The 24,089-nt window shown below is 69.3% G+C and carries 22 protein-coding genes; 14 read left to right on the plus strand and 8 right to left on the minus strand.

Translation table 11 applies throughout. The annotated features are described in order from the left end of the window. The first annotated feature begins 162 nt into the window (after nucleotides 1–162). Complete coding sequence (locus ABD255_RS12115) at nucleotides 163–1,422, plus strand: erythromycin esterase family protein (protein ID WP_344213011.1); 1,260 nt, start codon at nucleotides 163–165, stop codon at nucleotides 1,420–1,422. Here the strand turns inward: ABD255_RS12115 and ABD255_RS12120 are convergent. The 4 genes from ABD255_RS12120 to pepN form a co-directional block, all read right to left on the minus strand. Further along, entirely contained in the window at nucleotides 1,419–1,829 is a 411-nt protein-coding gene (locus ABD255_RS12120; RefSeq protein ID WP_344213013.1) for a hypothetical protein, read from the minus strand. The genes ABD255_RS12115 and ABD255_RS12120 overlap by 4 nt on opposite strands. A 202-nt stretch (nucleotides 1,830–2,031) precedes the next feature. Continuing rightward, the gene (locus ABD255_RS12125) at nucleotides 2,032–2,685 is read right to left on the minus strand and encodes a class I SAM-dependent methyltransferase (protein WP_344213015.1); all 654 of its coding nucleotides are present in this window, start codon (nucleotides 2,683–2,685) and stop codon (nucleotides 2,032–2,034) included. Between the two features lie 27 nt (nucleotides 2,686–2,712). After that, nucleotides 2,713–4,206 (minus strand): septation protein SepH, encoded by a 1,494-nt coding sequence (gene sepH, locus ABD255_RS12130; RefSeq protein WP_344213017.1) that lies wholly within the window; start codon nucleotides 4,204–4,206, stop codon nucleotides 2,713–2,715. 201 nt (nucleotides 4,207–4,407) lie between these two features. Further along, a complete protein-coding gene (pepN, locus tag ABD255_RS12135) occupies nucleotides 4,408–6,867 on the minus strand; it encodes an aminopeptidase N (RefSeq protein WP_344213019.1) in 2,460 nt (819 codons plus the stop codon). A 58-nt stretch (nucleotides 6,868–6,925) separates the two neighbouring features. Here pepN and ABD255_RS12140 point away from each other — a divergent pair, with 58 nt between their 5' ends. The 3 genes from ABD255_RS12140 (at nucleotide 6,926) to ABD255_RS12150 (ending at nucleotide 9,461) form a co-directional block, all read left to right on the plus strand. Further along, on the plus strand, nucleotides 6,926–7,873 hold the full coding sequence (locus ABD255_RS12140; RefSeq protein WP_344213021.1) for an aldo/keto reductase: 948 nt from the start codon (nucleotides 6,926–6,928) through the stop codon (nucleotides 7,871–7,873). A gap of 115 nt (nucleotides 7,874–7,988) precedes the next feature. Beyond that, nucleotides 7,989–8,756, plus strand: coding sequence for a YaaA family protein (locus ABD255_RS12145; RefSeq protein WP_344213022.1), 768 nt, complete (start codon nucleotides 7,989–7,991; stop codon nucleotides 8,754–8,756). 75 nt (nucleotides 8,757–8,831) lie between these two features. Then, complete coding sequence (locus tag ABD255_RS12150; RefSeq protein WP_344213023.1) at nucleotides 8,832–9,461, plus strand: HNH endonuclease family protein; 630 nt, start codon at nucleotides 8,832–8,834, stop codon at nucleotides 9,459–9,461. On the opposite strand, the gene ABD255_RS12155 is transcribed toward ABD255_RS12150, so the two are convergent. Further along, a complete protein-coding gene (locus ABD255_RS12155) occupies nucleotides 9,462–10,409 on the minus strand; it encodes a LuxR C-terminal-related transcriptional regulator (RefSeq protein ID WP_344213025.1) in 948 nt (315 codons plus the stop codon). It abuts the gene before it with no gap. Nucleotides 10,410–10,496: 87 nt separating this feature from the next. Between ABD255_RS12155 and ABD255_RS12160 the strand changes: the two genes are divergently transcribed. After that, nucleotides 10,497–13,874 (plus strand): S8 family peptidase, encoded by a 3,378-nt coding sequence (locus ABD255_RS12160; RefSeq protein WP_344213027.1) that lies wholly within the window; start codon nucleotides 10,497–10,499, stop codon nucleotides 13,872–13,874. Between the two features lie 220 nt (nucleotides 13,875–14,094). Further along, nucleotides 14,095–15,513 carry an APC family permease gene (locus ABD255_RS12165; protein WP_344213028.1) on the plus strand — a complete coding sequence of 473 codons (1,419 nt, stop codon included), beginning with the start codon at nucleotides 14,095–14,097 and terminating at the stop codon, nucleotides 15,511–15,513. 12 nt (nucleotides 15,514–15,525) lie between these two features. On the opposite strand, the gene ABD255_RS12170 is transcribed toward ABD255_RS12165, so the two are convergent. Further along, entirely contained in the window at nucleotides 15,526–16,731 is a 1,206-nt protein-coding gene (locus ABD255_RS12170) for a Cmx/CmrA family chloramphenicol efflux MFS transporter (protein ID WP_344213030.1), read from the minus strand. Between the two features lie 128 nt (nucleotides 16,732–16,859). Here ABD255_RS12170 and ABD255_RS12175 point away from each other — a divergent pair, with 128 nt between their 5' ends. Together ABD255_RS12175 and ABD255_RS12180 are read left to right on the plus strand one after the other, a co-directional pair. Further along, complete coding sequence (locus ABD255_RS12175; protein ID WP_344213032.1) at nucleotides 16,860–17,474, plus strand: rhomboid family intramembrane serine protease; 615 nt, start codon at nucleotides 16,860–16,862, stop codon at nucleotides 17,472–17,474. Nucleotides 17,475–17,486: 12 nt separating this feature from the next. Beyond that, on the plus strand, nucleotides 17,487–17,927 hold the full coding sequence (locus ABD255_RS12180) for a GNAT family N-acetyltransferase (protein WP_344213034.1): 441 nt from the start codon (nucleotides 17,487–17,489) through the stop codon (nucleotides 17,925–17,927). Here the strand turns inward: ABD255_RS12180 and ABD255_RS12185 are convergent. Then, the gene (locus tag ABD255_RS12185; RefSeq protein ID WP_344213036.1) at nucleotides 17,913–18,833 is read right to left on the minus strand and encodes a threonine/serine dehydratase; all 921 of its coding nucleotides are present in this window, start codon (nucleotides 18,831–18,833) and stop codon (nucleotides 17,913–17,915) included. The two genes, ABD255_RS12180 and ABD255_RS12185, sit on opposite strands and share 15 nt — an antisense overlap. A 34-nt stretch (nucleotides 18,834–18,867) precedes the next feature. Between ABD255_RS12185 and ABD255_RS12190 the strand changes: the two genes are divergently transcribed. From ABD255_RS12190 to ABD255_RS12205, 4 genes are read left to right on the plus strand one after another with little or no spacing between them, the layout of a single operon-like run. Further along, nucleotides 18,868–20,742, plus strand: coding sequence for a propionyl-CoA synthetase (locus ABD255_RS12190; RefSeq protein WP_344213038.1), 1,875 nt, complete (start codon nucleotides 18,868–18,870; stop codon nucleotides 20,740–20,742). A 15-nt stretch (nucleotides 20,743–20,757) separates the two neighbouring features. Beyond that, complete coding sequence (locus tag ABD255_RS12195) at nucleotides 20,758–21,408, plus strand: SDR family oxidoreductase (protein ID WP_344213040.1); 651 nt, start codon at nucleotides 20,758–20,760, stop codon at nucleotides 21,406–21,408. 32 nt (nucleotides 21,409–21,440) lie between these two features. Then, a complete protein-coding gene (locus ABD255_RS12200; protein ID WP_344213042.1) occupies nucleotides 21,441–21,881 on the plus strand; it encodes an OsmC family protein in 441 nt (146 codons plus the stop codon). Beyond that, nucleotides 21,878–22,243: a YciI family protein gene (locus ABD255_RS12205; RefSeq protein ID WP_344213044.1), complete on the plus strand. Its 366-nt coding sequence runs from the start codon at nucleotides 21,878–21,880 to the stop codon at nucleotides 22,241–22,243. Before ABD255_RS12200 ends, ABD255_RS12205 begins: the two co-directional genes overlap by 4 nt. Here ABD255_RS12205 and ABD255_RS12210 read toward each other — a convergent pair. Then, nucleotides 22,240–22,698, minus strand: a complete 459-nt coding sequence (locus ABD255_RS12210; protein ID WP_344213046.1) for an Lrp/AsnC family transcriptional regulator — start codon at nucleotides 22,696–22,698, stop codon at nucleotides 22,240–22,242. The genes ABD255_RS12205 and ABD255_RS12210 overlap by 4 nt on opposite strands. A gap of 93 nt (nucleotides 22,699–22,791) precedes the next feature. Here ABD255_RS12210 and ABD255_RS12215 point away from each other — a divergent pair, with 93 nt between their 5' ends. Both ABD255_RS12215 and ABD255_RS12220 read left to right on the plus strand, forming a co-directional pair. Continuing rightward, complete coding sequence (locus tag ABD255_RS12215; protein WP_344213048.1) at nucleotides 22,792–23,646, plus strand: LLM class flavin-dependent oxidoreductase; 855 nt, start codon at nucleotides 22,792–22,794, stop codon at nucleotides 23,644–23,646. Beyond that, complete coding sequence (locus tag ABD255_RS12220) at nucleotides 23,643–24,068, plus strand: nucleoside deaminase (protein WP_344213050.1); 426 nt, start codon at nucleotides 23,643–23,645, stop codon at nucleotides 24,066–24,068. The genes ABD255_RS12215 and ABD255_RS12220 overlap by 4 nt, the downstream gene beginning before the upstream one ends. The last annotated feature ends 21 nt before the right edge of the window (nucleotides 24,069–24,089 follow it).

Raw genomic sequence — 24,089 nt, forward strand, 5'->3', positions numbered from 1 at the left:
GGGTGGCGGGCCGGGAGCAAGCAGGGATCCGCTAGGACGGGCGGCGGGACGTGATCTGCCGCACACGTAGCGGTAGTGTTCGTGTAAGTTAAACCATGCGTGTTACTTATTCAAGAGCGGGTGATGGCCGGCACTGGTGGCCCGGCTGGATAGGCTTTTCCCGTGGCGAACGAGGGCTCGGCCGAGATCCAGCAGTGGTTGTCCGGTACTGCGAACCCGTTGGCGAGCCTGGTCGCCGGATCACCCGTCGATGATCTGCGGCCACTGGGGAAGGCGCTCGACGGAGTACGGGTGATCGGGCTGGGGGAGGCGACCCACGGGACGCGGGAGTTCTTCCAGCTCAAGCACCGGTTGTTCGAGTATCTGGTGACCGAACTCGGCTATTCGGTGCTCGCGATGGAGGCCAGTGAATCCGCTGCGCCGGCGGTCGACGCGTATGTGCGCGAGGGCGTCGGAGATGCCGCGTCGGTGGTGGCCGGTCTGGGGTTCTGGACCTGGCGGACCGAGGAAGTCGTCGCGCTGGTCGAGTGGATGCGCTCCTACAACAAGGGCCGGCCGGCAGCGGAGCAAGTTCGTTTTGCTGGGATCGACGCGCAGCGGTGCTCGGCGTCGGTGGCCGCCGTGCGGGGGTTTCTCGCGGAGGCGGTTCCTGATCGGCTGGACGCGTTCGAGGAGGGTTTCGGGTTTCTCTCGGACGCGCAGCCGGGCTCGCGGCCGGACCCCGAGCGGTTGGTGGTCCGCGAGGCGGAGCAGTTGATCCCCTTCCTCGAGGCGAAGGGTGCTTCCGAGGAGGTCGTCCGGCATGCGCGGATCCTGCAGCGCGCGGCCGACCTGGTCAGCCGGGCCAAGGAGCACAAGGACCCGGCCGAAACAGTGTTTGCCGCCCGGGACGCGTTCATGGCCGAGGCGGTCGGCCGACTGGCTGACGAGGACCCGGCGCGGAAGATCGCGGTCTGGGCCCACAACGGCCACCTCGCGGCCAGTCGGCAGACGCCGGGCTTGCGCCCGATGGGACAACATCTGCGGGAACGGTTCGGAGCGGAGTACTACGCGTTGGCGCTGCTGTTCGGCTCTGGCGGCTTCCGTGCGCGGCGTCTGCGTCCCGGGCCGTGGCCAGGGCCTTTGGACGGCCCAGTCGTCGTCAACAGCATCGACCGCGGCGGCTTCAACGCCCTCGAGGGTCAATTGGCAGCCGGTACGCCGGGCGACCACTTGCTGGACCTACGCGGTACCGGCGACGCGCCGGCCGCGGTCAAGCGCTGGCTGGAGGAGCCCCAGATGTTCCGAAGCTTCGGCGCCTACGTCCAGCGCTGGACGTACCGGATGCAGTTCACGCCGACCCTGCTGAGCCGCGAGTACGACGGGTTGGCGTACGTGGCGACCTCGACTCCCTCCGTGCCGCTGAAGGAGGCGGCGAGCTAGGCGACTCCGACGAGCGTGCGCGTCGGGGTCAGGAGGGGGAGCAGGGTGAAGAAGTGCGTGGCTGCGTCGGCCAGGCGAAGGGCGCCGGCTTCGTGGTGCTGCCAGCCGAAGAGGAGTTCACCATCGATGGTGTGCTCGGCCAGAGGGACGGCGAAGGCGCTCAGGGTGACGCGGTTCGGGCCCGTCTGCGGGTGGTGGTCGCCGCAGCCGCACTCGGCCTCGATGGTGAGTGACGTCAGCGCGTCGGGGGAGTAGTGCCGGAGCCGCAGCCTGGTGCCGCGGGCGGTGAACCGGGCGATCGTTCCATCCGGCAACTGCACGAGCAGTTCGACCGGGACCGCGTGGGAGCCGGGGAGCAGCCGCAGTCCACGGGACGCGAGGAGATCGGCGAAAGCGCTGAGATTCATGACGGGATTCCGGAATCCTGTGAGTGCTGGTGTCGGCGGGCGGGCCTGGGAAACAGAGCAGGGCCTCGCGCGCCTCAGACGGCGCGCGTCAGCGACAACAACAGCAACAACACAGCGAGCTTCGCATGAGGATGATGATGGCAGAGGCGACGGCGCCGTGCCAAGACCGACCGCGATCTGAGACAGCTGTCCGTAACCGGGCTCAGGGACGCTGCGCGACCAGCACCAAGGAGGGAACCCCGGCCACGCTCTGGGGAAGGCGCAGTTCGGCCACCGGATCGAGGCCCGCCGCGGCCAGCAGGGCCCACAGTTCGTCGGGCTGCCACAGGTATGTGGTCCAGGCGACCGGAACCGCGCCATAGGCCTCGGTTCGTTGGATATCGCCGTCACCCAGGTGGGTTCCGATGATGAGGTGCCCGCCTGGAACCAAGGCTCGGGCGAAGGATTCGAGGACCGGGGGAAGAATGTGCCGGGGCAGGTTGAACAGTGACCACCACCCGAGAATCCCTCCGAGCGACGAGTCCGCGAGATTCAGGTCGGTTGCCGAGGCGACGGCGAACCGTTGGTCGGGGTGTAACCGCCGGGCGTGGTCGATGATCCGGGCCGAGAGGTCGACCCCGGAGACATCGAGGCCGCGCTCGGCCAAGTAGGCGGTAACAGCTCCAGGACCGCATCCGACGTCCAGTACCGGGCCAAGACCGTGCACCGCGGCTGCGAAGCCGTCGATCGCCGTCCGCAACCAGGGATACGTCGTGATGTCACCGAGGTTCAGCTCGACGTAGTTGTCGGCGACGCGGTCGTAGGAGGTCCGGACCACGTCAAGATCGGCAGGTTGCTCGATACGGGGAGCGTTCATGATTCCGGATGCTCGGCAAGAAGCCGTTCAGTCGGCTTTCTTGCCGAACATGATCTCGTCCCAGCTCGGGACGCTGGCGCGCTTGGAAGCGCGCTTGGCGGGCTTCTTCTTGGGCTCGGCAGCCGGCGCCTGCTCGGTCTGTTCCGTGGACTGTGGTTCCTGCGCTGCCACGGCTGCAGTCTCGGCGAGAGGCTTCGGCTTCGGACGGGGATCGGCCGGCTTGGGCGCGAACTGCCGCGGGTCGGCCGGCCGCGGACGATCCGCAGCCTTCTTTGCCTCAGCAGACCGCCGCTCGGCTTCCCGTCGGTCAGCTTCTTTCTGCTCAGAAGCCCGCTGCTCCGATGCCCGCCGCTCAGCCTCGCGCTGCGCTGCCTTGCGTTCCTCGGCCTGGCGTTCCTCGTTCTGGCGCTGTTCCCACTCGCGCTGCTCGGCCTGGCGCTGCTCGAACGGGCTCAGCTCGGCAGGAGCCTGGCGCTCCGGAGCCGGCATCCGCCGTTCGGTGAAGCGGTTCTCCGGAGCGGCGGCCTGCTCCTCCGGCGGCAACTGCGCCGGCCGCTCAACCGCCCGTACCGCGGGCCGCAACGTCGGCGGCTGCTCGATCGGTACGTCGATCAGCGTCGGCTCTTCGTCCGGGCTCGGCACCGAGTGCACCCGGCGCGGACCACGGTCGTCTCGCGAAGCGTCCCGCGCGGTCTCCCGCGGCGGCTCCCATCCGGGCAGGCCCTCGCGCCCGAGGTCCGGGGTGTCGCGCCCGAACCCACGCCCGGTGTCCCGGTTCGCGTCGCGATCGGCCTGGGCGGCGCGTCCTCGCGGCAGGCTGATGGTGTCCTCGAACCCGGCCTCGTAGCTGTCCGCGCCGTGGTCGGGAGCAAGGCTCAGATCGAAGTCGGCGACCGCGGTCAGCCGGCGCTCGTTCTGCTGCGCGGGCGCGATCACCTGGGCCTGCTCACCGACGAGCCAGCGCGCCTCGTCGTCGTCGGGTACGGCGTACCGGCCCGGGGCGTCGTAGGCGAACATCGCGACCTTCTCGTCGTTCTCCTCGACGAAGTAGGAGACGCGCACGGCCCAGCGGCCGTCGTCGCGGCGCCAGGCGTCCCACTCGGCCGAGGCGGGGTCGACGTGGCGGATCCGGAGGCGCTCGGTGACCCAGGCGCCGAGGTTGCGGGTCGGTGCGTCACCGCCGCCGCGACGGCGGACGGAGGCGCGCTGCGCGAGGTTGGCGACGTGGTCGCGCTCAGCGAGAACCGGGCCGGCGAACGCCATCACGCGTTCCATCGGCATCTGCGCGACGGCTGCGACCGCCTCGGGACTTTCACCGGCTCGAATTCGAGCCTGGATGTCTCGTGGGCGGAGCGCGCTCTCCATTTGAATCTCCAGCTGGCCGAGTCGGGCACGGTCGCCGCGCAGGGCCGCACGCAACCGGTCGTCGACCGGGATGGCGAACTCCTCACCCGTCTCTGCCAGCGCCAGGATGAGCTGCTTGCCATCCTGGCTCAGGCCAACGAGCCTCGCCTCGCGCATTGCCTTTGTTCTCCTGTGCGGTTCTCGACAGTCTCTCCCGATACCTGCGCCTCGACCAAGACCGGCGCGCCGTGCCCGCCGGTCATTGTGGAGGTTATGTCACGAAACCCCATCTTGCCTGCTCAGGAGGGTCCTTGTCGTCACATCAGTCACACTAGTCACAACCTTGAGTGACCATGCCGGCGAGGTCCTCCAAACCGATCAGCTCCCGGGGTACGCGGCCCGGACGGCGAGGGCGCGCTTGAGGTCGTCGAGGCCGTCCCCGACGGCCCGCCGGACCCCGGCCGCGACCGATTCGTCGGCGATCAGTGCGGCGGCAAGCCCGACCACCCGGTCGTCGATCGCGTAGGACGGGAACGCGAGGCTCGCACTGCGCGCGACGACCCAGCCGGACCGGAGCTTCTCGGTGCCCGCGATCTCCTCGAAGTACCGGTTCACGTACGGCGCGGTCAGCTCGAGCTGCGCGGGATTCCAGAAGCCCTCGCAGGCGGCGTACAGGTCGTAGTTGGCCGCGTCGGCGTCGGTCATGATCAGCTTCCAGGCGCGTTCCTTGGCCTCTTCGGTCGGCAGCGCGGCCCGGCATCGGGTCGCATGCACCGCACCCTCGGAGGAGTTGTCGCGCGCGAGCTCGGCATCGATCTCCGCGTCGCCGATCGCGCCGAGACCGGCCAACTGCAGCGTGAGCAGCCAGCGCAGGTCGGCGTCGATCGACAGACCTTCCGGTACGTCGACTCCGGTGAGCCACCCCTTGAGCAGCTTCACGTCGTCGGTCAGCTTGACGGCTCCGCGAGCCACGGCGAGCTGCAGGCTGCTGCCCTGAGGAGTCGAACTGAGCCGCTCAGTCAGTACTTCGGCCAGCTTCGCCCGGTACGGCTCGAGCGGAAGGTAGATCCCGAGCAGCCAGGCCTCCGCCCAGCGGACCATCGTCGACACGGCGATGTCGCTGGTCTCGTGCGGCAGCGTGGCCAGCAGTACGTCGAAGCCGAGCCGCGGGTCGAGCTCGGTGTCGGCGATCGCGTCGCGCAGGCTGTTGAGGACGACCGCCCGGGTCACCCCGTCCTCGATCTTCGGCAGTACCGCGGTCAACCGAGCCAGGCTGTCGGCGTCGAGCCGGATCTTCGCCCAGGTGTCGTCGGACGCGTCCGGTACGACGACCGCCAGCGACGGGTCGAGCTCCACCTCGACCTCGTCGGCGTCCAGCAGGACCGGCACGGACACGGCGGTCCCGGACTCGTCGAACCCACCGACCGTGAGCTGGTGCGGACGGTCCGCCGGGTGGTCGGCGGGTGCCTGGCGGCGGAGCTTGATCCCGGTCGCGGTCCGCTCGGCGCTGATCGTGTCGACGCCGGGAGTCCGGAGCCAGTTCTGCGCCCACGCGTCCAGGCCGACCGCGCCGGCCTCGGTCCACTTGGCCACCAGGTCGGCGAAGGTGGCGTTGCCGAACTCGTTCGACTTGATGTGCGCGCGGACGCCGGCCAGGAACACGTCGTCACCCAGGTAGGCGGCGAGCTGTTTGAGCACGGCCGCGCCCTTGGCGTACGAGATGCCGTCGAAGTCGTCGAGCGAGGCGAGCGCGTCCTTGACCGCGTCGGCGGCGACCGGGTGGGTCGACGACCGCTGGTCGGCCTGCAGTCCCCACCACTTGCGGATGAAGGCGAAGTCGATCCAGTTGTCGGTGTACCGCGTCGCCTCGGTCGCGACCCGGTGGGCCATGTACTCCGCGAACGACTCGTTCAGCCACAGGTCGTTCCACCACCGCATCGTCACCGTGTCGCCGAACCACTGGTGCGCCATCTCGTGCACCACGGTCCGGGCCCGGTTGCTGCGCTCGCCGTCGGTCACCGCGGAGCGGAACACCATCGAGTCGCGGAACGTCACGCAGCCCGGGTTCTCCATCGCGCCGGCGTTGAACTCGGGCACGAAGGCCTGGTGGTACTCGCCGAACGGGTAGCGGTAGCCGAACAGCCGGTGGAACTCGTCGAAGGACTGCTTGGACACCGTGAAGATGTCCTCGGCCTCGCGGTCGAGCGCCTCGGCGAGCGACTGCCGCGAGACCACACTCAGCGGGATGCCGTCGTGCTCGTCCTTGATCTGGTGGTACGGCCCGGCCACCAACGTCACGAAGTACGTCGACAGCGGCTGGGTCTCGGCCAGCTCCCACCGTCCCGGGGAGACCTGGGTGGCGGCGCCGTTGCCGAGCACGATCCACTCCGGCGGAGCCGTCACCTTCAGCTTGTACGGGGCCTTCAGGTCCGGCTGGTCGAAGCAGGCGAAGATCCTCGGCGCGGCGTCGAGGAACGACATCGCGTACAGGTAGGTCAGCCCGTCGGCCGCGTCGACGCTGCGGTGCAGGCCCTCGCCGTCGTTGGAGTACAGCATCGAGGCCACCACGACCAGTTCGTTCTCCGCGGCCAGGCCGGTCAGGGCGAGCCGGCCGTCGGTCAGGCCGGCGACGTCGACGGGCTGCCCGTTCAGCGTGACCGAGGTCAGCTCGTCGGGCTTCACGTCGAGGTAGCTGGTCTGCGCGGCGGCGGAGAAGACGATCCTGGTGGTCGATCCGAACGTCCGATCGCCCCGGGTCAGGTCGAGGTCGACGGCGTAGGAGTGGACGGTGAGGGCGGCGGCCCGGGTGCGGGCGCCGTCGACGGTGAGACTCGGCATGCGGTGCACTCTATGCGGTCGTTCCACCGTCCGGCAGAGGCATCGATACAGTTTGCCCATGACGGTAGTGATGGAGTACCGGCAGCTGGGTGACTCCGGGCTGACCGTGAGCGTGGTCGGCCTGGGCTGCAACAACTTCGGCGGCCGGATCGACGCCGACCAGGCCGGCGCCGTGGTGACCGCGGCGCTCGACGCCGGGATCACCCTGTTCGACACCGCCGACGTGTACCGCGGCGACCAGGGATCGAGCGAGGAGATCCTCGGCAAGGCACTCGCTGGGCGGCGCGACGAGGCGGTGATCGCGACCAAGTTCGGCGGCGACATGAAGGGCGACAACGGCCCGGACTGGGGCGTCCGCGGCTCCCGGCGCTACATCCGCAAGGCGGTCGAGTCGAGCCTCCGCCGGCTCGGCACGGACTGGATCGACCTCTACCAGCTGCACGTGCCGGACCTGGTCACACCGATCGAGGAAACCCTGGCGGCGCTGTCGGAGCTGGTTGCCGAGGGCAAGGTTCGCTATCTGGGCAGCTCCCAGTTCGCGGGCTGGCAGGTGGTCGACGCCGACTGGGCCGCGCGGACCGCCGGGTCGGAGCACTTCATCAGTGCGCAGAACCGCTACAACCTGCTCGAGCGCGAGGCCGAGGACGAGTTGATCCCGGCCTGCGAGCATCTCGGCATCGGCGTGCTGCCGTTCTTCCCGCTCGCCTCGGGCCTGCTGACCGGCAAGTACAAGCGGGGCGAGGACGCGCCCGAGGGCACCCGGCTGGCCAAGATGCCGGACCGGTTGGCGCGGGCCGACTTCGACAAGATCGAGGCGCTGGACACGTTCGCGGCCGAGCGTGACCTGACTCTGCTGGATGTCGCCATCGGTGGACTGGCCGCGCAGCCCGCGGTCGCGTCGGTGATCGCCGGAGCCACCCGGCCCGAGCAGATCGAGCAGAACGTCGCGGCCGGCCTGTGGGAGCCAACCGTCGAGGACCTGGCTGTACTGGACGAGCTGACGTGACCGTGTTGAATGCCGCGCCTCCGGCGCGGGTGTCATGGGGCGTTGACTCCCGGCCTTCCCTCGTCGCTCCGGTCGCTGCGCTCCCTCCTCTCCTCAGTCCAGGCCGGGAGGCCCCATGACACTGATCTTGCTGCCGCCCTCCGAGGGCAAGGCCGGTCGCACCCGGGGCAAGGCGGTGCACCTGCCTGCTCTGTCGTTCCCGGAGCTCAATGACGTCCGGGAGATCGTGCTGGACACGCTGCACAAGGTGAGCGCCTCCAGCGACGCGTACGACGTACTGGGGGTTGGGCGGTCATTGCAGGCGGAGGTCGAGCGGAACACGCGGTGGCGGTCGGAGCCGGCTGTTCCGGTGTCGGAGTTGTACTCGGGCGTGCTGTACGACGCGCTCGGGTACTCGACGTTGCCGGCCGGCACCAAGCGGCGGGCGAATTCCCGGCTGCTGGTGGTGTCGGCGGCCTGGGGTGCGTTGCGGATGGGCGACCGCGTACCGCCGTACCGGTTGTCGATGGGTACGACGTTGCCGGGGCTCGGGCCCCTTGCGTCGGTCTGGCGTGATCCGCTGATGACGTCGCTGGAGGAGGCCGCGGGGAAGTCCGTAATCGTGGACTGCCGCTCGTCGACCTACGCCGCCGCGTGGCGACCCATCGGTGACCAGGCCGCGAAGTGGGTCGCTGTATCGGTCGTCCGCGAGCGCGGCGGGGTCCGCTCGGTGGTGTCGCACAACGCGAAACACACCCGCGGCCTGGTGGCCCGGCACCTGCTCGAGTCCGGCAAGGACCCGGGTACCCCGAAGGCACTCCACAAACTGATCTCCGAGCGCTGGAACGCGGAACTCGAGCGGACCGGCCCCGGCTGGACGCTCACCGTTGTGGAGCACGACTAGCTTTCGCCCAGTTAGCTTTCACCCGGCGGGGGAAGGCTTCGTGAGGGGGATCCGCCCAACCCTCGGAGGCCTGAGATGCGTCGTCTGCTCATCAGCACTGTCACCGCACTTGCCCTCGTCACCGCCTGGCTGGTCGGCGCGACACCCGCGCTCGCCTACCCGCCCACCCCACCATCAGCCAGTACTGCGGCCTCTCAGCTCGCGAGTCTCACCGTGAAGGCCGAAGGAACCACCACCGGCTACAGCCGGGACAAGTTCCCGCACTGGCACACGGTCTCCGGCACCTGCGACACGCGGGACCAGGTGCTCAAGCGCGACGGTACCGGCGTCACCGTCGACAGCAACTGCGAGCCGACCGCCGGCCGCTGGTACAGCGTGTACGACGCCATCTACGTCACCGACGACTCCGCGGTCGACATCGACCACATCGTGCCGCTGGCCGAGTCGTGGAAGTCCGGCGCGAACACCTGGACCACCGCCAAGCGCGAACAGTTCGCCAACGACCTCAGCATCGCCCAACTCATCGCGGTCTCGGCCTCGAGCAACCGGTCCAAGGGCGACCGGGATCCCGCGTCCTGGAAGCCCACCAACACGTCGGTCCACTGCATCTACGCCCGCGAGTGGATCTGGGTGAAGTACGTCTACGGCCTGTCTCTGCAGTCAGCCGAGAAGACCGCGCTCCAGCAGATGCTCAACGCCTGCTGATCACGCGCCTTCGAGGAGGCGCCGGCGCTGGGCGTGGATCCCGGCCTGGAAGCGAGTGCGGGCGCCCAGCGACTCCATCAGTTCCGCGACGCGACGTCCGACAGTGCGGCTGCTCAGTGCCAACTGCCGGGCGATCGCGTCGTCCTTGAACCCGGCGGCGAGCAACGTCATCAGCCGAGCGTCGAGCGGATCCATCCGCGCCGGCACCACCGGGACGGCCTGGTCCCAGAGCAGGCTGAACATCTCGATCAACGCGTCGAGCAGCGCGCACGGATGGACCACCAGCGCGCTGTCGACGAGTTGGTCCACCGACAGCGGCAGCAGCGCGGCCTTGCGATCGAACACGGCCAGCTTCATCGGAACCTGGGGATGGACCCGGGAGGTCTCCCCGGCATCAGCCGCGCTGTAGGCCTCGTCGACACCGCCCGGCACGTCGAGCGAGTCAGGCGAGTAGATGCCCCGCACGCTGACTCCTTCGCGCAGCAACCCGCGCACGCTCGTATCGGACTTCTCGATCTCCGACGCGTACGGCGGCCGGTCCAGGACGAGCAACTGCTCCTCGGTGCCGTTCAGCAATTGCGCGAACCGGGCGGCGATCGCTTCCTGTCCGACGATCACCTCGACCAGGTTCTCCGGCCGATGCTGCTCCTGCGCCCGCAGTTCGGACAACATCACCCGGGCCTCCGCACGGACGCGGTCGAGCTCTGCCCGGCGTACTGCGACGAGCGCGTCGATGGCGACATCCGGCCGGGTCGGCAGCAGTCGCACCGGGTCGTCGCCCGCGGTGGTGAGCAGGCCGAGTTCCTCCAGCCGCTCGACCGTGGCGACGACGTCATCCAGATCCCTGCCGAGCCGTTTGGCCAGGTCGTCGACGCGGCAGCCAGGATTGGCGAGCAGCGTCCGGTAGGCCTCCTCGTCCGGTGCGTCCACCCCGACCGTCTCCAGCATGCGACCTCCTGACCAGTTCATGACATGTCCGGCATGCGACAAGCTATCTCGTAGCGTGGACCACCGCGGATTCGATACCACAGGGGAATGAAGTTCGCCGCCCCGGCTTTGTCCCTGTTCCTGACGGGTGCGCTGGTCCTCCCCCTGAGCGCCCCCGTCTCCGGCCAGGCCGCGCCGCGTCCTTCCGCCGCTGCTCGCCCTGCCGCCGCAGCGTCGATCGGGGCGGCGCCGCCTGGTGCCACGGTCACGCTGCTGACCGGCGACCGCGTGACGCTGGGCGCTCCGGGGCCTGACGGCCAACCATCAGTACAGGTCGAGCCTCGCACGCCGGGCGCCGGCGGTTTCTCCGTACGCCGGGACGCCGGGCGCGTCTCCGTGATTCCACAGGACGTGGCGAAGTTGGTCCCGGACGTCCTTGACCCGGCGCTGTTCGACGTCACCGGTCTCGTGGAGATGGGGTACGACGACGCGCACCGCGCCGACCTGCCCGTCATCGTGCGCCAGGACCTGAGCGCTCCGGTCGGGGCGAAGGCCGCGGTCCGCGGACAGTTGCGAGGCGACCGGGAGTTGGCCAGCATCGACGCGGTCGCGGGCGTCCTTCCCAAGACGAAGGCAGCGGAATTCGGTACCCGACTCGCCGCCCCCAGCGCCACCATCCGCAAAGTCTGGCTCGATCGGCCGGTCGGCGCGACCGTTTTATCGTCACAACACGCGCTGCGAGCGGCCGCCCAGGACGGCTACCTCGGCCAGGTGAAGGCCTCCGCCGCCTGGGACCGCGGGCTCGACGGCCGCGGCGTGAAGGTTGCAGTACTGGATACCGGTGTGGACGCCGATCACCCGGCGCTCGCAGGCAAGGTGTCGACCCAGGCCAACTTCACCGACGGCGCCGGGCCGGCGGACGGCAACGGGCACGGCACCCACGTCTCCTCTTTGATCGTCGGCAGCGGGGCCGGCTCGGACGGTGCCCGGCAAGGCGTCGCCCCGGCCGCCGAGTTGATCTCCGGCAAGGTCCTGGCCGACGACGGTTTCGGGCAGGAGTCCTGGGTCATCGCGGGGATGGAATGGGCCGCCGCCCAGGACGCGGACGTGGTGAACCTGAGCCTCAGCTCAGCGCCCTCGCGAGGCGACGATCCCGTCGCCGTCGCGCTGGACGAACTGACGGCCGACACCGGCACCCTGTTCGTCGCCGCCGCCGGAAACCGCGGTGGCTTCGGGTCGAACCCGTACACGATCGGCAGCCCGGGCGTCGCCGCCTCGGCCCTGACCGTCGGCGCGGTCGACGCCGCGGACAGGCAAGCGGGCTTCTCCAGCGAAGGCCCGACCCTCGGCTCTTACCGCCTCAAACCCGATGTCGTTGCTCCAGGCGTCAACATCCTCGGCGCCAAGGCAGGTGCCCGTGACGGCAATCTCTACGTCGCGATGTCCGGTACCTCGCAGGCGACGCCGATCGTCGCCGGAGCGGCCGCGCTCCTGCTGCAACAGAACCCCGACCGCACCTGGCAGCAACTGAAGGCCCATCTCACCAACGCCTCGGACCCGACGCCGATCTTCAGCGGCTGGACCCACGGCGCCGGCAGGCTCGACCTGCAGCGGGCGACCGGCACGGGCCTGACGGCCGATGTCGCCTCGCTCGACTTCGCCTACCTCCGCTGGCCCGACAAGTCGGTCCGGACCCGGGTGGTGACGTTGACGAACTCCGGCTCGGAGCCGGCGACCGTCTCGATCACGGACCAGCAGAAGAACGAGCAGAGCAGCACGGCACCGGCCGACGCGGTCGTCGCCACGCCCTCGACGCTGACGATCCCCGCGGGCGGAACCGCCAGTACGACTGTCTCCGTCGACCCCGCGGTGCTGCCCGACGGCAACTGGCAAGGCGGCGTCGACTTCGTCGGACCCGATCAGCAACGGCTGCTCCGCCTCGCCTTCGGCACCTTCGACGAACCCGAACGCTACGACCTCACCGTTCGCGTCCTGGACCGCACCGGTACGCCGTACGCGGGTGGCCAGGCGACTGTCTTCAACTACGACACCGGCGGATCGGCGACCCTCCGACTCGATGCCGACGGCACTGGGTTCATCCGGATGGATCGCGGCCACTACGGGATCTTCTCGGCGGTGACCACTCCTGCCGTCGGTGACCAGCCGGAGACGTTCGCCCTCGCCGGGACCGCGGAGATCCCGGTTCTGCGCGACACGACGTACGTGGTCGATGCCCGGCAGGCGAAGGTGCTGCGGCCGCCGGCGGTGGACAAGGTGAAGACCGCGGTGATCGAGTCCGCGATCAGCATCTCCAGGCACAGCGCGACCCGTGGGCTGAGCGACTTCTACTTCTTCACCCCGGCGCAGATCGAGGCCGGCACGGTCTTCGTGCAGCCGACCACGACCACCTCGCACGGGTCCTTCGAGGCATCCACCCGATGGCGGCTCGAACCGACCGGCACTGTTCGGGCGGGTGATCCGGCGGTGTACGAACTGCTCTATCCCCGGGACCGGTTCTCGCTGCCGCTCACTCCGCGGCTGGACCGGCGGGCGCTGTCGCGGATGGCCCGAGTGGAGAACACCTTCGGCAGTTTCACCGGACCGGGAACGCAGACGGTCGAGCGAGTGTGGTCGACGGGTGGGACCAGCATCGGCTGGGTCACCCGCCGCCCGGTCGCCGTACCGTCCACGCGGGTCGAGTTGCTCACCGCGGATCCCGCGGCCAAGTGGAACCAGTGCCTGACGTTCACTCCAACCAGTACTACGCGGCTGTGTGGCCGCGAGAACCTGGCGTTGCCCACCGGCGCCAAAATCAGCCGCAGCTTCGGTACTGCGATCCACCCGGACGCCTACGCCGCTTCGCACACCCCGACGTACTTGTTCGCGGACGTCGGAATCGCCGACGCGTACCACCACGGCAAGTTGCCGGCGGCGGCGTACAAGAGCAGGAAACTCAAGCTGTTCCGCGACGGCGCACTCGTGGGGGAGACCGGCAACGGCTCCACCTACTTCCAGATTCCCAACGGGAGCGGCAACTTCCGGCTGGAACACACCTGGAGCCTGGACGCGGCGAACTACCCGGTCTCGACCGAGGCCTCGACCGTCTGGACCTTCGCCTCGGCGCCGCCGCCGGATCCCACCAAGGCCAACGCGACCACGCCACCGCTCTTGCGCATCGACTACGACGCCGACGTCGACGGCAACGGACGCGCAGCGGCGTGGCGACCACTCCCACTCAACCTGTACGTCGACCACCTGGGCGGCTCCGCCCCTAGTCGAGTCACCGACACACGGCTGTCCTATTCGAACGACGGCGGCAAGCACTGGACACCAGCGCAGGTACTGCCGATCGGCGGCAGCTACCGAGCCATCGTTCCGCCCTGGGCGCTCTTGCCGGGAAAGAGCCTCTCGCTTCGCGCATCCGCGACAGACGCGGCCGGCGGGACCATCGAGCAGACCGTGGTCGGAGCGATTCCGGTGAAGTGACCAAAGCCGGCCGGGTGCGCGCGGACCGGACTGGGGACGCCCGGTCAAGCCTCAAACGCGCGCACCCGGCCTTTCTCGTCGCGTGTCCCGGATGTGCGCGCCCAGATCCGGTGCGACGATGAAGAACAAGGTTCGAGCCACGCCGAAGCTCACGCCGAAGAGTAGGCGAGTGGCCCCGGACTGTGGTCGACTGCTGGCAGTCGAGAGCCTGGGAGGCAGGATGAGCGAGAGCGCTAGCGCGAGTGCACCCACCGCGACCGGGGACCGCCCCGAACTGAAGCGGGTGATGGGTCCCGGGCTGCTGTTGCTGTTCGTGATCGGAGACATCCTCGGCACCGGCGTCTACGCGCTGACCGGCAAGGTGGCCGGTGAGGTCGGCGGCGCGGTCTGGCTGCCGTTCCTGTGCGCGTTCATCGTCGCGTTGCTGACGGCGACGAGTTACCTGGAACTGGTCACCAAGTACCCGAAGGCCGGCGGCGCCGCGGTCTACACGCACAAGGCGTTCGGCATCCACTTCCTCACCTTCCTGCTCACCTTCGCGGTGATGTGCTCGGGTCTGACGTCGGCCTCCAGTGCCTCCAAGGCGTTCGCGGCGAACTTCTTCTCCGCACTGAAGATCAACCCCGACCGCGGCTCGGTGCTGATGATCACCGCCCTGTCGTTCATGGCGTTGATTGCCCTGGTCAACCTTCGCGGCGTCGGCGAGAGCGTGAAGGCGAACGTCGTACTGACCTGCATCGAGCTGACCGGTCTGCTGATCGTGATCGCCGTCGGCGCCTGGGCGCTGGCCAACGGCAACGGCGACACCGGCCGGCTGGTCGAATTCAACACACCCGAGGGCGACACGGCCTTCGGCGCGGTGACGGCGGCGACCGCGCTGGCGTTCTTCGCGATGGTCGGCTTCGAGGACTCGGTGAACATGGCCGAGGAGACCAAGGACCCGGTCAGGATCTTCCCTAAGATCATGCTGATCGGCCTGAGCATCACCGGCGTCATCTACGTGCTGGTCGCGATCTCGGCGGTCGCGCTGGTCTCGCCGGAGGAACTGAACAAGGGTGCCACGCCACTGCTGAAGGTGATCCAGGCCGGCGCACCGGACTTCCCGCTGCAGGTCTTCGCCTGGATCACGATGTTCGCCGTCGCCAACTCCGCGCTGATCAACATGCTGATGGCCAGCCGGCTGCTCTACGGCATGTCCCACGAGAAGGTGCTGCCGGGCCCGCTCGGCCGGGTGCTGCAGCGCCGCCGGACCCCCTGGGTGGCGATCATCTTCACCACCCTGCTGGCCTTCCTGCTGATCGGGTACGCCGACCTCGCCGCGCTCGGCGGGACGACGGCCTTCCTGCTGCTGTGCGTGTTCGCCGTCGTCAACGTCGCCGTCCTGGTACTGCGGCGCGACCGGGTGGAGCACAAGCACTTCCACGCGCCGACCGCGCTGCCGGTGCTGGGGCTCATCCTCTGCGTGTACCTGGCCAGCCCGCTGTCCGGCCGCGCCAAGGACGACTACAAGATCGCCGGCTACCTGATGCTGATCGGCATCGGGCTGTGGGCGCTCACCTGGGTGCTGAACAAGTACGTGTTCAACCGCAAGTCCGACTTCGACCCGACCCACCTGGATCCGAGGGGCCCGGTCAACTAGCTCTCGGTCCTTCTAGACCTCAGTACTGCGTCCGGTGGGCACCGCGTCGGTGCCCACCGGACCCATGTCGGGGCGGACCGGCAGCAGCGCGGCGAGTACGACGGTGCCCAAGGCAACCAATCCGAGAGCTGCGGCGATCCAGCCGAGCGCCGGATAGCCGGTACCGGCGGTGATCGCCAGCCCGCCGAGCCACGGGCCGATGGTGATCCCGACGTTGAACGAGGAGAAGTTGATCGCCGTCGCCAGCGTCGGTGCCTCCCCGGCCAGGCTGAAGACGCGGGCGTTGAGCGCCGGGTTGACGGCGAACCCGAAGCCGCCGAGCAGGAAGATCGCGCCGAGCGCGACCACCGGGATCGACGCCCACAGCGCCACCACGACCGAGAGCACCGTCAGCCCGAGGATGCCGATCGACAAGGTCTGGAACGGGGTGGCGTCGGCAGTACGGCCGCCGATGGTGATCCCGATCAGCGAGCCCACGCCGTACAGGGCGAGGACGGCGGGAACGGCTCCCGGCTCGAGACCGGTGGCCTCGGTGAGCAGGGGAGCGAGGTAGCTGAAGATGACCAGGATCGCGGCGGTGACCAGAGCGGTCGTGCTGTAGGACAGCCACAGGCGCGGATTCACCATCGCGCGAAGCTCGGTCCGCAGGTGCGGAGTGACCGCTGGGTCCGGCCGCCCCGGCGGGATGGTGGCGAGCACGCCGGCCATCGCGCAGGTCGACAGGATCGCGACCGCCCAGAAGGCGGCCCGCCAGCCGAGGTGCTGACCGATCACCGTGCCGGCCGGCAGACCGATGATGGTGGCGATGGTGAGCCCGCTCGCGACCACGCTCATCGCTCTGGCCCTGGCGTTCACCGGGACCAGCCCGACCGCGGTGACCGCCGCCACCGCCCAGAACCCGGCGTAGACGAAAGCGCCGACCACGCGGGTTGCCAGCAGTACGGCGTAGTTCGGGGTGAGAGCACCCGCGACGTGGGTCAGCGCGAAGATGGCGAGGAACACCAGTAACGCAGTACGGCGGGGGAGGCGCAGGGTGGCGACCGCCAGGATCGGGGCGCCCAGCAGCATGCCGACGGCGAACGCGGAGATCAGCAGGCCCGCGGCCGGGATCGAGACCTCGAGATCGGTCGCCAGTTCGGGCAGCAGCCCGGCCAGCATCAACTCGGACGTGCCCTGGGCGAAGATGGCGAGGCCCAGGATGTACACGGCGAGCGGCATCGTCCCAGTTTGGCGGAGCCGCCGCGACGGCGCACTGCCGCAACCGGCTACCGACGGTGACAAAAGCTGCAATTTTCGCGAAACGCGGTCGGCGGGCCGGGTTTGGCCCGATCGGGCATTGTTGGTGCATGAGTTTCTCGACTCCGGCCCGGCGGCGCGGCACCGTCGTCGACGGCGCCAAGATCAGCAGCGGCATCAAGCTGCTGGTGCTGCTCGTCGGGTTGATGTGGATCAGCGAGTTGGTCGACACCGCGCTGAACGGGGAGCTCGACCAGTACGGGATCATCTCCCGCGATCCCGAAGGCCTGTTCGGCATCCTGACCGCGCCGTTCCTGCACCTGGGCTTCAGCCACCTGATCTCGAACACGCTGCCGCTCGTCACGCTGGGCGCGCTGATCGCGGTCAGCGGCGCGATGCGGCTGTTCTCGGTGACCGCGATCGTGACCACGATCGGCGGGCTCGGCACCTGGCTGATCTCACCGCCGAACACCATCACCATCGGTGCCAGCGGCCTGGTCTTCGGCTACGCCGCCTACCTGATCGCCCGCGGCGCCTTCAACCGCCGGATCGGCCAGGTCCTGATCGGCGTGATCGTGGTGCTGGTCTGGGGCAGCGCACTGCTCGGCGGCCTGCTCCCACAGGACGGGATCTCCTGGCAGGGCCACCTGTTCGGCGGCATCGCCGGCGTCCTCGCCGCCTGGGTGCTGACCGACGAACGGCCGAAGAGCAAACCCGTCATCTGATTGGATGCGGTGGTGAGCCTCCGCATCGAGCCGGTCAGCGACGACGCAACCCTGCGCGACTGGCAGCACGTCCACAACGAGATCATCCCGACGGATCCGCTGTCCCTCGACGACATCCGCGAGCGCGCCCGGCGCAACCGCCTGACCGTCGCGTACTCGGGCGAACTGCTGGTCGGCTGCTCGACCGTCCGGCCGCCCTCGGACGAGACAACGGCGGCCACCGTGATCGTCCGCGTCCTGCCGGAGCACCGCCGGCGCGGCTTCGGCACCGCCATGTACGAGAGCGAACTGGCCGAGGCACGCGACCTGGCGGCGACGATCGAGACGATCATTCTGGAGTCCAACCAGGACGGCCTGCGGTTCGCCGAGAAGCACGGGTTCGTCGAGTTCGAGCGCTACGTCCTGCCGGGGGCCACCATCGCCTACCTCACCCTGCGGCTAGCCGATCGTTGACAGGTCGGTGTTCGCACCGCACACCACCACGACGACACGCTCGTCGGCTGCGGGCTGGTAGACACCGCTCCGCAGCGCCGCGTACGTCACCGCGGCGCCGTGCTCGACCGCGAGTTGGTAGTCGCGCCACAGCTCGGTGCGGGCAGCAACGATGGCGTCCTCACCGACCAGCAGCGACCGGACGTCGTTGGCCTTGACCGCCTCGAAGGCCAGCGCGCCGAGCCGGCGCGCACCGAGCGAGTCCGCCGCCACGCCACCGACCTGGACGTCGACCGGCCGGTCGGCCTCGAGCGCCGCGTGAAGAGTGGGCGCGAGCTCAGGCTCGACGCCCAGCACGCGAGCCCGGTCCCCGATCGCGGTCGCAATCCCGGCGATCAGCCCGCCACCACCGACAGCGACCAGGACCGTGTCGAACCCGTCCAGCTCCGCCAGCAACTCCAGACCGAGCGTGCCCTGCCCGGCGACGACCTCCGGCTGGTCGAAGGCGTGCACGATCAGCGCCCCGGACTCCTCACTCGCGACGAGCGCCGCCTCATAGGCCTCGGCGTACTCGTTCCCGACCTGGACCACGTCCGCCTCGAGAGTCCGCAGCCGCGCCACCTTGGTGGCAGGAGCATTCACCGGCACGAAGATCCGGGCCGGTACGCCGAGCTCCCGCGCCGCGTAGGCGACCGCCAGTCCGGCGTTACCGCCCGAGGCCGTGACGACTCCCTGCCCGGTGAGCGTGCCCTGTTCCTTGGCGCTGAGCAGGCGGTTGAACGCGCCGCGCGGCTTGAACGACCCGACGTGCTGCAGGAGTTCCAGCTTCAGCGTCAGCGTCGGCGACACCCGGAGCACCGGAGTACGGCGTACGCGGCCGGTGATGCGCTGGGCGGCGAGCTGGATGTCATCGCGAGTCACGGTCATGACCCAACCCTGCCACGCTCCTTAGACTGCCCCCATGGGTGCCTACGAGGACAGCTACCGCCGCAGCCTGTCGGATCCCGAAACCTTCTGGCTGGAGGCGGCCGGCGCGATCTCGTGGACGCGACCACCGAGCCGCGCGCTGGACGACTCGGGCGCACCGCTGTACCGATGGTTTCCGGACGGCGAGCTCAACACGTCGTACAACGCGCTCGACCGGCACGTGGAAGCCGGACACGGGGATCGCACCGCGCTGATCTACGACTCGCCTGTCACCGGGACCGGCCGCAGCTACACCTACTCCGAACTCCGGGACGAGGTCGCTGTCTTCGCGGGGGCACTCCGGGCGCTCGGTGTCGGCAAGGGCGACCGGGTGATCGTGTACCTGCCGATGGTGCCCGAGGCCGTCGTCACGATGCTGGCGTGCGCACGCCTCGGTGCCGTCCACTCGGTCGTGTTCGGCGGGTTCGCACCCAAGGAACTCGCCGCGCGCATCGACGACGCGACGCCGAAGGTGATCGTCGCGGCGTCCTGCGGGATCGAGCCGACCCGGGTGGTCGAGTACAAGCCGATCATCGACGCCGCGCTGGAACTGGCCACGCACCAACCGGAGCGGACCGTGCTGCTGCAACGCGAGATGGCGCCCGGGAAGCTCGGAGAGCTCGATCTCGACTGGGAGACCGCGATCGCTGAGGCGACTCCAGTGGATCCCGTCCCGGTGGCAGCCACGGATCCGCTCTACGTGCTGTACACCTCCGGTACGACCGGGAAACCGAAGGGCGTCGTCCGGGACAACGGCGGACACGCGGTCGCGCTGGCCTGGACGATGGGCGCCGTCTACGACATCGGGCCAGGTGATGTCTGGTGGACCGCGTCGGACGTCGGTTGGGTCGTCGGCCACTCCTACATCGTCTACGCGCCGCTGCTCGTCGGCGCGACGACGGTGCTCTACGAGGGAAAGCCCGTCGGTACTCCGGACGCGGGCGCGTTCTGGCGGGTGATCTCCGAGCACGGCGCGAAGGCGCTGTTCACCGCTCCGACGGCCCTGCGCGCGATCAAGAAGGTGGACCCGGACGGCGCCGAACTGGCGAAGTACGGGCTCGATCGGTTCAACACGCTCTTCCTGGCCGGCGAACGGCTCGACCCGGAGACGTACCACTGGGCGCACGACAAGCTCGGCGTACCGGTGGTCGACCACTGGTGGCAGACCGAGACGGGCTGGCCGATCGTCGCCAACCCGCGCGGACTGGAACCACTCCCGGTGAAACCTGGCTCGGCCACCGTGGCGCTGCCGGGGTGGAACGTACAGATCCTCGACGGCGAAGGAGTCCAGCAGTCGGCGGGGGAGGAGGGCTCGATCGCGATCAAGCTCCCGCTGCCGCCCGGAGCGCTCCCGACCCTGTGGGGAGACGACCAGCGCTACATCGACAACTATCTGAGCCGGTACGACGGGTACTACCTGACGGGCGACTCCGGCTATATCGATGCCGACGGCTACGTCTTCGTGATGGGCCGGACCGACGACGTGATCAACGTGGCCGGGCATCGGCTGTCGACCGGGAGCATGGAGGCGGTGCTGGCGGCCCATCCCGCGGTCGCGGAGTGCGCGGTCATCGGCGTCCACGACGCGCTGAAGGGCCAGTTGCCCCGCGGCCTCGTCGTACTGAAGGCGGGCGCCGCGATCTCACCGGAGACGCTGCAGGAGGAGTTGGTGGCCGCGGTACGACGCGACATCGGTCCTGTCGCTGCCTTCCGGGACGTCTCCATCGTCGAGGCGTTGCCGAAGACCCGCTCCGGCAAGATCCTGCGCAAGACGATGCGTGGCATCGCCGACGGCCGCGACGAACCCGTGCCCTCGACCATCGAGGACGCCACCGTGCTCGACGCCCTCCGCCCTATTCTTCGGCAGTGACCTAGGCTCGGGGTTATGCGAGTCGTGATTGCTGGTGGACATGGACAGATCGCGCTGCGGCTGACGAAGATCCTCTCCGCCGACGGGCACCAGGTCGTCGGGCTGGTGCGGAACCCCGCCCACGAGGCCGACATCGCCGCGGTGGGCGGTTCGGTCGCGGTACTGGACCTGGAGCAGGCGTCGGTGGACGCGGTTGCCGAAGTACTGGCGGGCGCTGACGTCGCGATCTTCTCGGCAGGCGCCGGGCCGGGCAGCGGGGTGGACCGCAAGCAGACGGTCGACAAGGGCGCCGCGGTCCTGCTCGCCGAGGCGGCCGAGCGCGCCGGCGTACGGCGGCACATCCAGGTCGGCTCGATGGGCGCCGACCAGACCGACGGACTCGACCCCGACGACACCTTCACCATCTACCTCAAGGCGAAGAAGGCCGCCGAGGACGACCTGCGCGGCCGCGACCTGGACTGGACGATCCTGCGACCCGGCGGCCTCACCAACGACCCCGGCACCGGTCAGGTCCTGCTCGCCGACAAGACCGGCCGCGGCAGCATCAGCCGCGACGACGTGGCATCGGTCCTGGCCGGTCTGTGCGACACCCGGGCCTCGATCGGCCGCACCCTCGAATTGATCGGCGGCGACACCCCGATCGCCGCCGCACTGAAGAACCTCTGACGTTGCCAGCGGCAACAGATTGTGACGGATAGATGGGCGACGAAACCCTCCGGCAGGTGCACTTCGAGCGCACCGCCGGCAACACGTACGAGGTCCGCAACCTGCGCGGTGGCAGCCTCACCGTCGGCTCCGGCGGCGGCACCGACTTCACTCCGGTGGAGCTGTTCCTGGCCGCGATCGGCGTCTGCACGGCGATCGACGTGGACACGGTGACCAGCCGCCGCGCCGAGCCGACCGAGTTCCGCGCGGTGGTCAGCGGTGACAAGTTGCGTGACCCCGAGCAGGGCAACCGGATGGAGAACCTGGTGGTCGACTTCACCGTCACGTTCCCCGAGGGAGAGGACGGCGACAAGGCGCGCGAGGCGCTGCCGCGGGCGCTGAAGATGTCCCACGACCGGTTGTGCACCGTCAGCCGTACGGTCGAACTCGGCACCCCGGTCACCACCACGCTGTTCGACAAGCCGTTGACGTGAAGTTCCTGCTGCTGATCTGCGCCGACCCCACCCAGGTCCCCGACGACGCGTTCGCCCGAGGCTGCGAAGGCTGGACCGAGGAGATGCAGCGCCGGGGCGTCCTGCAGGGTGGCGGCACCGGCCTGCACGCACCAGCGGCCGCCCGCACCGTCCGGGTCCGTCCAGGCGTCGACGACGACGAGATATCCATCACCGACGGCCCTTTCGCGGAGACGAAGGAACTCATCGGCGGCACCGTCATCCTCGACTGTCCGACCCTCGAGGAAGCAGTTGCCTTCGCAGCCCGGCACCCCTCCGCCCGCTACGGCGCGATCGAGGTCCGTCCGATCTGGGACCCCGCCACGCCACCCCCCTGGTCCTAGCCCGAAGGCGGCGGCGCCTGGGGGCCGCGGAACGGCTGGGTCTGGCTGTAGACGAGGTTCGTCGTCGTACTGCCGAACTCGGTCAACTCGTTCACCAGGTCCTCCAGATGGGCCATCGACCCGGCGGCGACCTTCAGCGTGTAGCAGTCGTCGCCGGTCGTCCGCAGGCACTCGAGGATCTCGGTCCGCTGCTCCAACAGTTTGTGCAACGGGCCGTGCTTGTTCCCCGGATACTTCAGCCGTACTACGGCCAGGACCGCGAACCCCACCTTCGCCAGGTCCACGTCCGCTCGGTAGCCACTGATCACCCCGGTCGACTCCAGCCGCTTCAACCGCTCGGTGGCTGCCGACGCGCTCAGGTTCACCCGCCGGCCGAGTTCGGTCAGCGGGATCCGGCCGTCCCGTTGGAGCTCGACCAGGATGGCCCAGTCGGTCGGATCGAGAGTCTCGGTCATTCCGCCAAGATACCGGCAAATCCACGGTGGTCGAGCCGATCTACCCGGGGAAATCTCTTCAATCAGGCCCTTCCGGCTGGATAGCCTGAAGGGGTGGAACTCGCTGTGAACGTCCCCAACTTCGGCCCTGGAACAGACCCCGGCCGGCTCCGCGACTGGGCCCGCACGGTCGAAGGGCTCGGCTACGACCTGCTGATGGTCTCCGACCACGTCGCGATCACCCCCGACGTCGCCGAGCAGTACCCGGCGCCCTTCTACGAGCCGTTCACCACCCTCAGCTGGCTGGCCGGAATCACCGACTCGATCCGGCTCGGAACCACCGTACTGATCGCGCCGTACCGGCATCCGCTGCTGGTCGCACGGATGTCCGCGAACCTCAACCAGCTCAGCGGCGGCCGGTTCGTGCTCGGCCTCGGCATCGGCTGGGCCAAGCAGGAGTTCGAGGCACTCGGCGTCGACTTCAGCCGCCGGGGGAGGCTGACCGACGAACTGGTCCGCGACGTCCGCGCGGCCTGGGAGAACGACGCGGACTACCGCAGTGGGGACATCCCGATCTGGATCGGTGGTGCGAGCGACGCCGGCCTGCGCCGCGCGGTACGGCTTGGTGACGCGTGGCATCCGCTCCGCCAACGCGTCGACTGGATGCGCGGGAAGCTGGACCGGCTGAAGGAGATCGCCGATGAAGAAGGCCTGGCCGTGCCCGGGTTCGCGCCGCGGATCCTCTTGCGGCTCACTCCTGCTCCGTTGCCGGACGAAGAACGTGTCGCCGGCGAAGGGTCGCTCGAGCAGGTGATCGGAGACCTCACGGAGCTCCGCTTGCTGGGCGCGCAGACCGTCGTACTGGATCCGTTCGCCGGCGATCCCGCCGAGACCGAGCGCCCTGAGAACGCCTGGAGAGACCTCGCGACCGTCGCGGCGTCGTGGCACCGAGGAAAGGAACAGAAGTGACCCCAGAAGCCGAGGAGTTCCTGCGCCGCGCGATCGACCTCGCCGCGACCGCCCGGAAGTCCGGGAACCCGCCGTTCGGCTCGCTCCTGGTCGGTCCGGACGGCACGGTCGTCGCGGAGGACCACAACACGAGCATCACCGACAACGACATCAGCGCCCACCCGGAGTTCAAGCTCGCCAAGTGGGCCGCCCGCGAGCTCGACCCGGAGACCGCCGCCGGCACCACCATGTACACGAGCTGCCAGCCCTGCGGCATGTGCGCCGGCGCGATCGCGCGGTCAGGCCTCGGCCGGGTCGTGTACGCACTGTCCGGCGACCAACTGGACGGCCTCAAGCCCGGCGGCGGCTTCGCCCCGGTCCCAGAGGAAGGCCCCGCCCTGCACGACGAGGCGCGCGTCCCCGTCGACGGCTACTACAGCTGACCCCGACTCGCCCGGGACCCG

Source organism: Kribbella sancticallisti (assembly GCF_039530625.1).
Lineage (GTDB): Bacteria > Actinomycetota > Actinomycetes > Propionibacteriales > Kribbellaceae > Kribbella > Kribbella sancticallisti.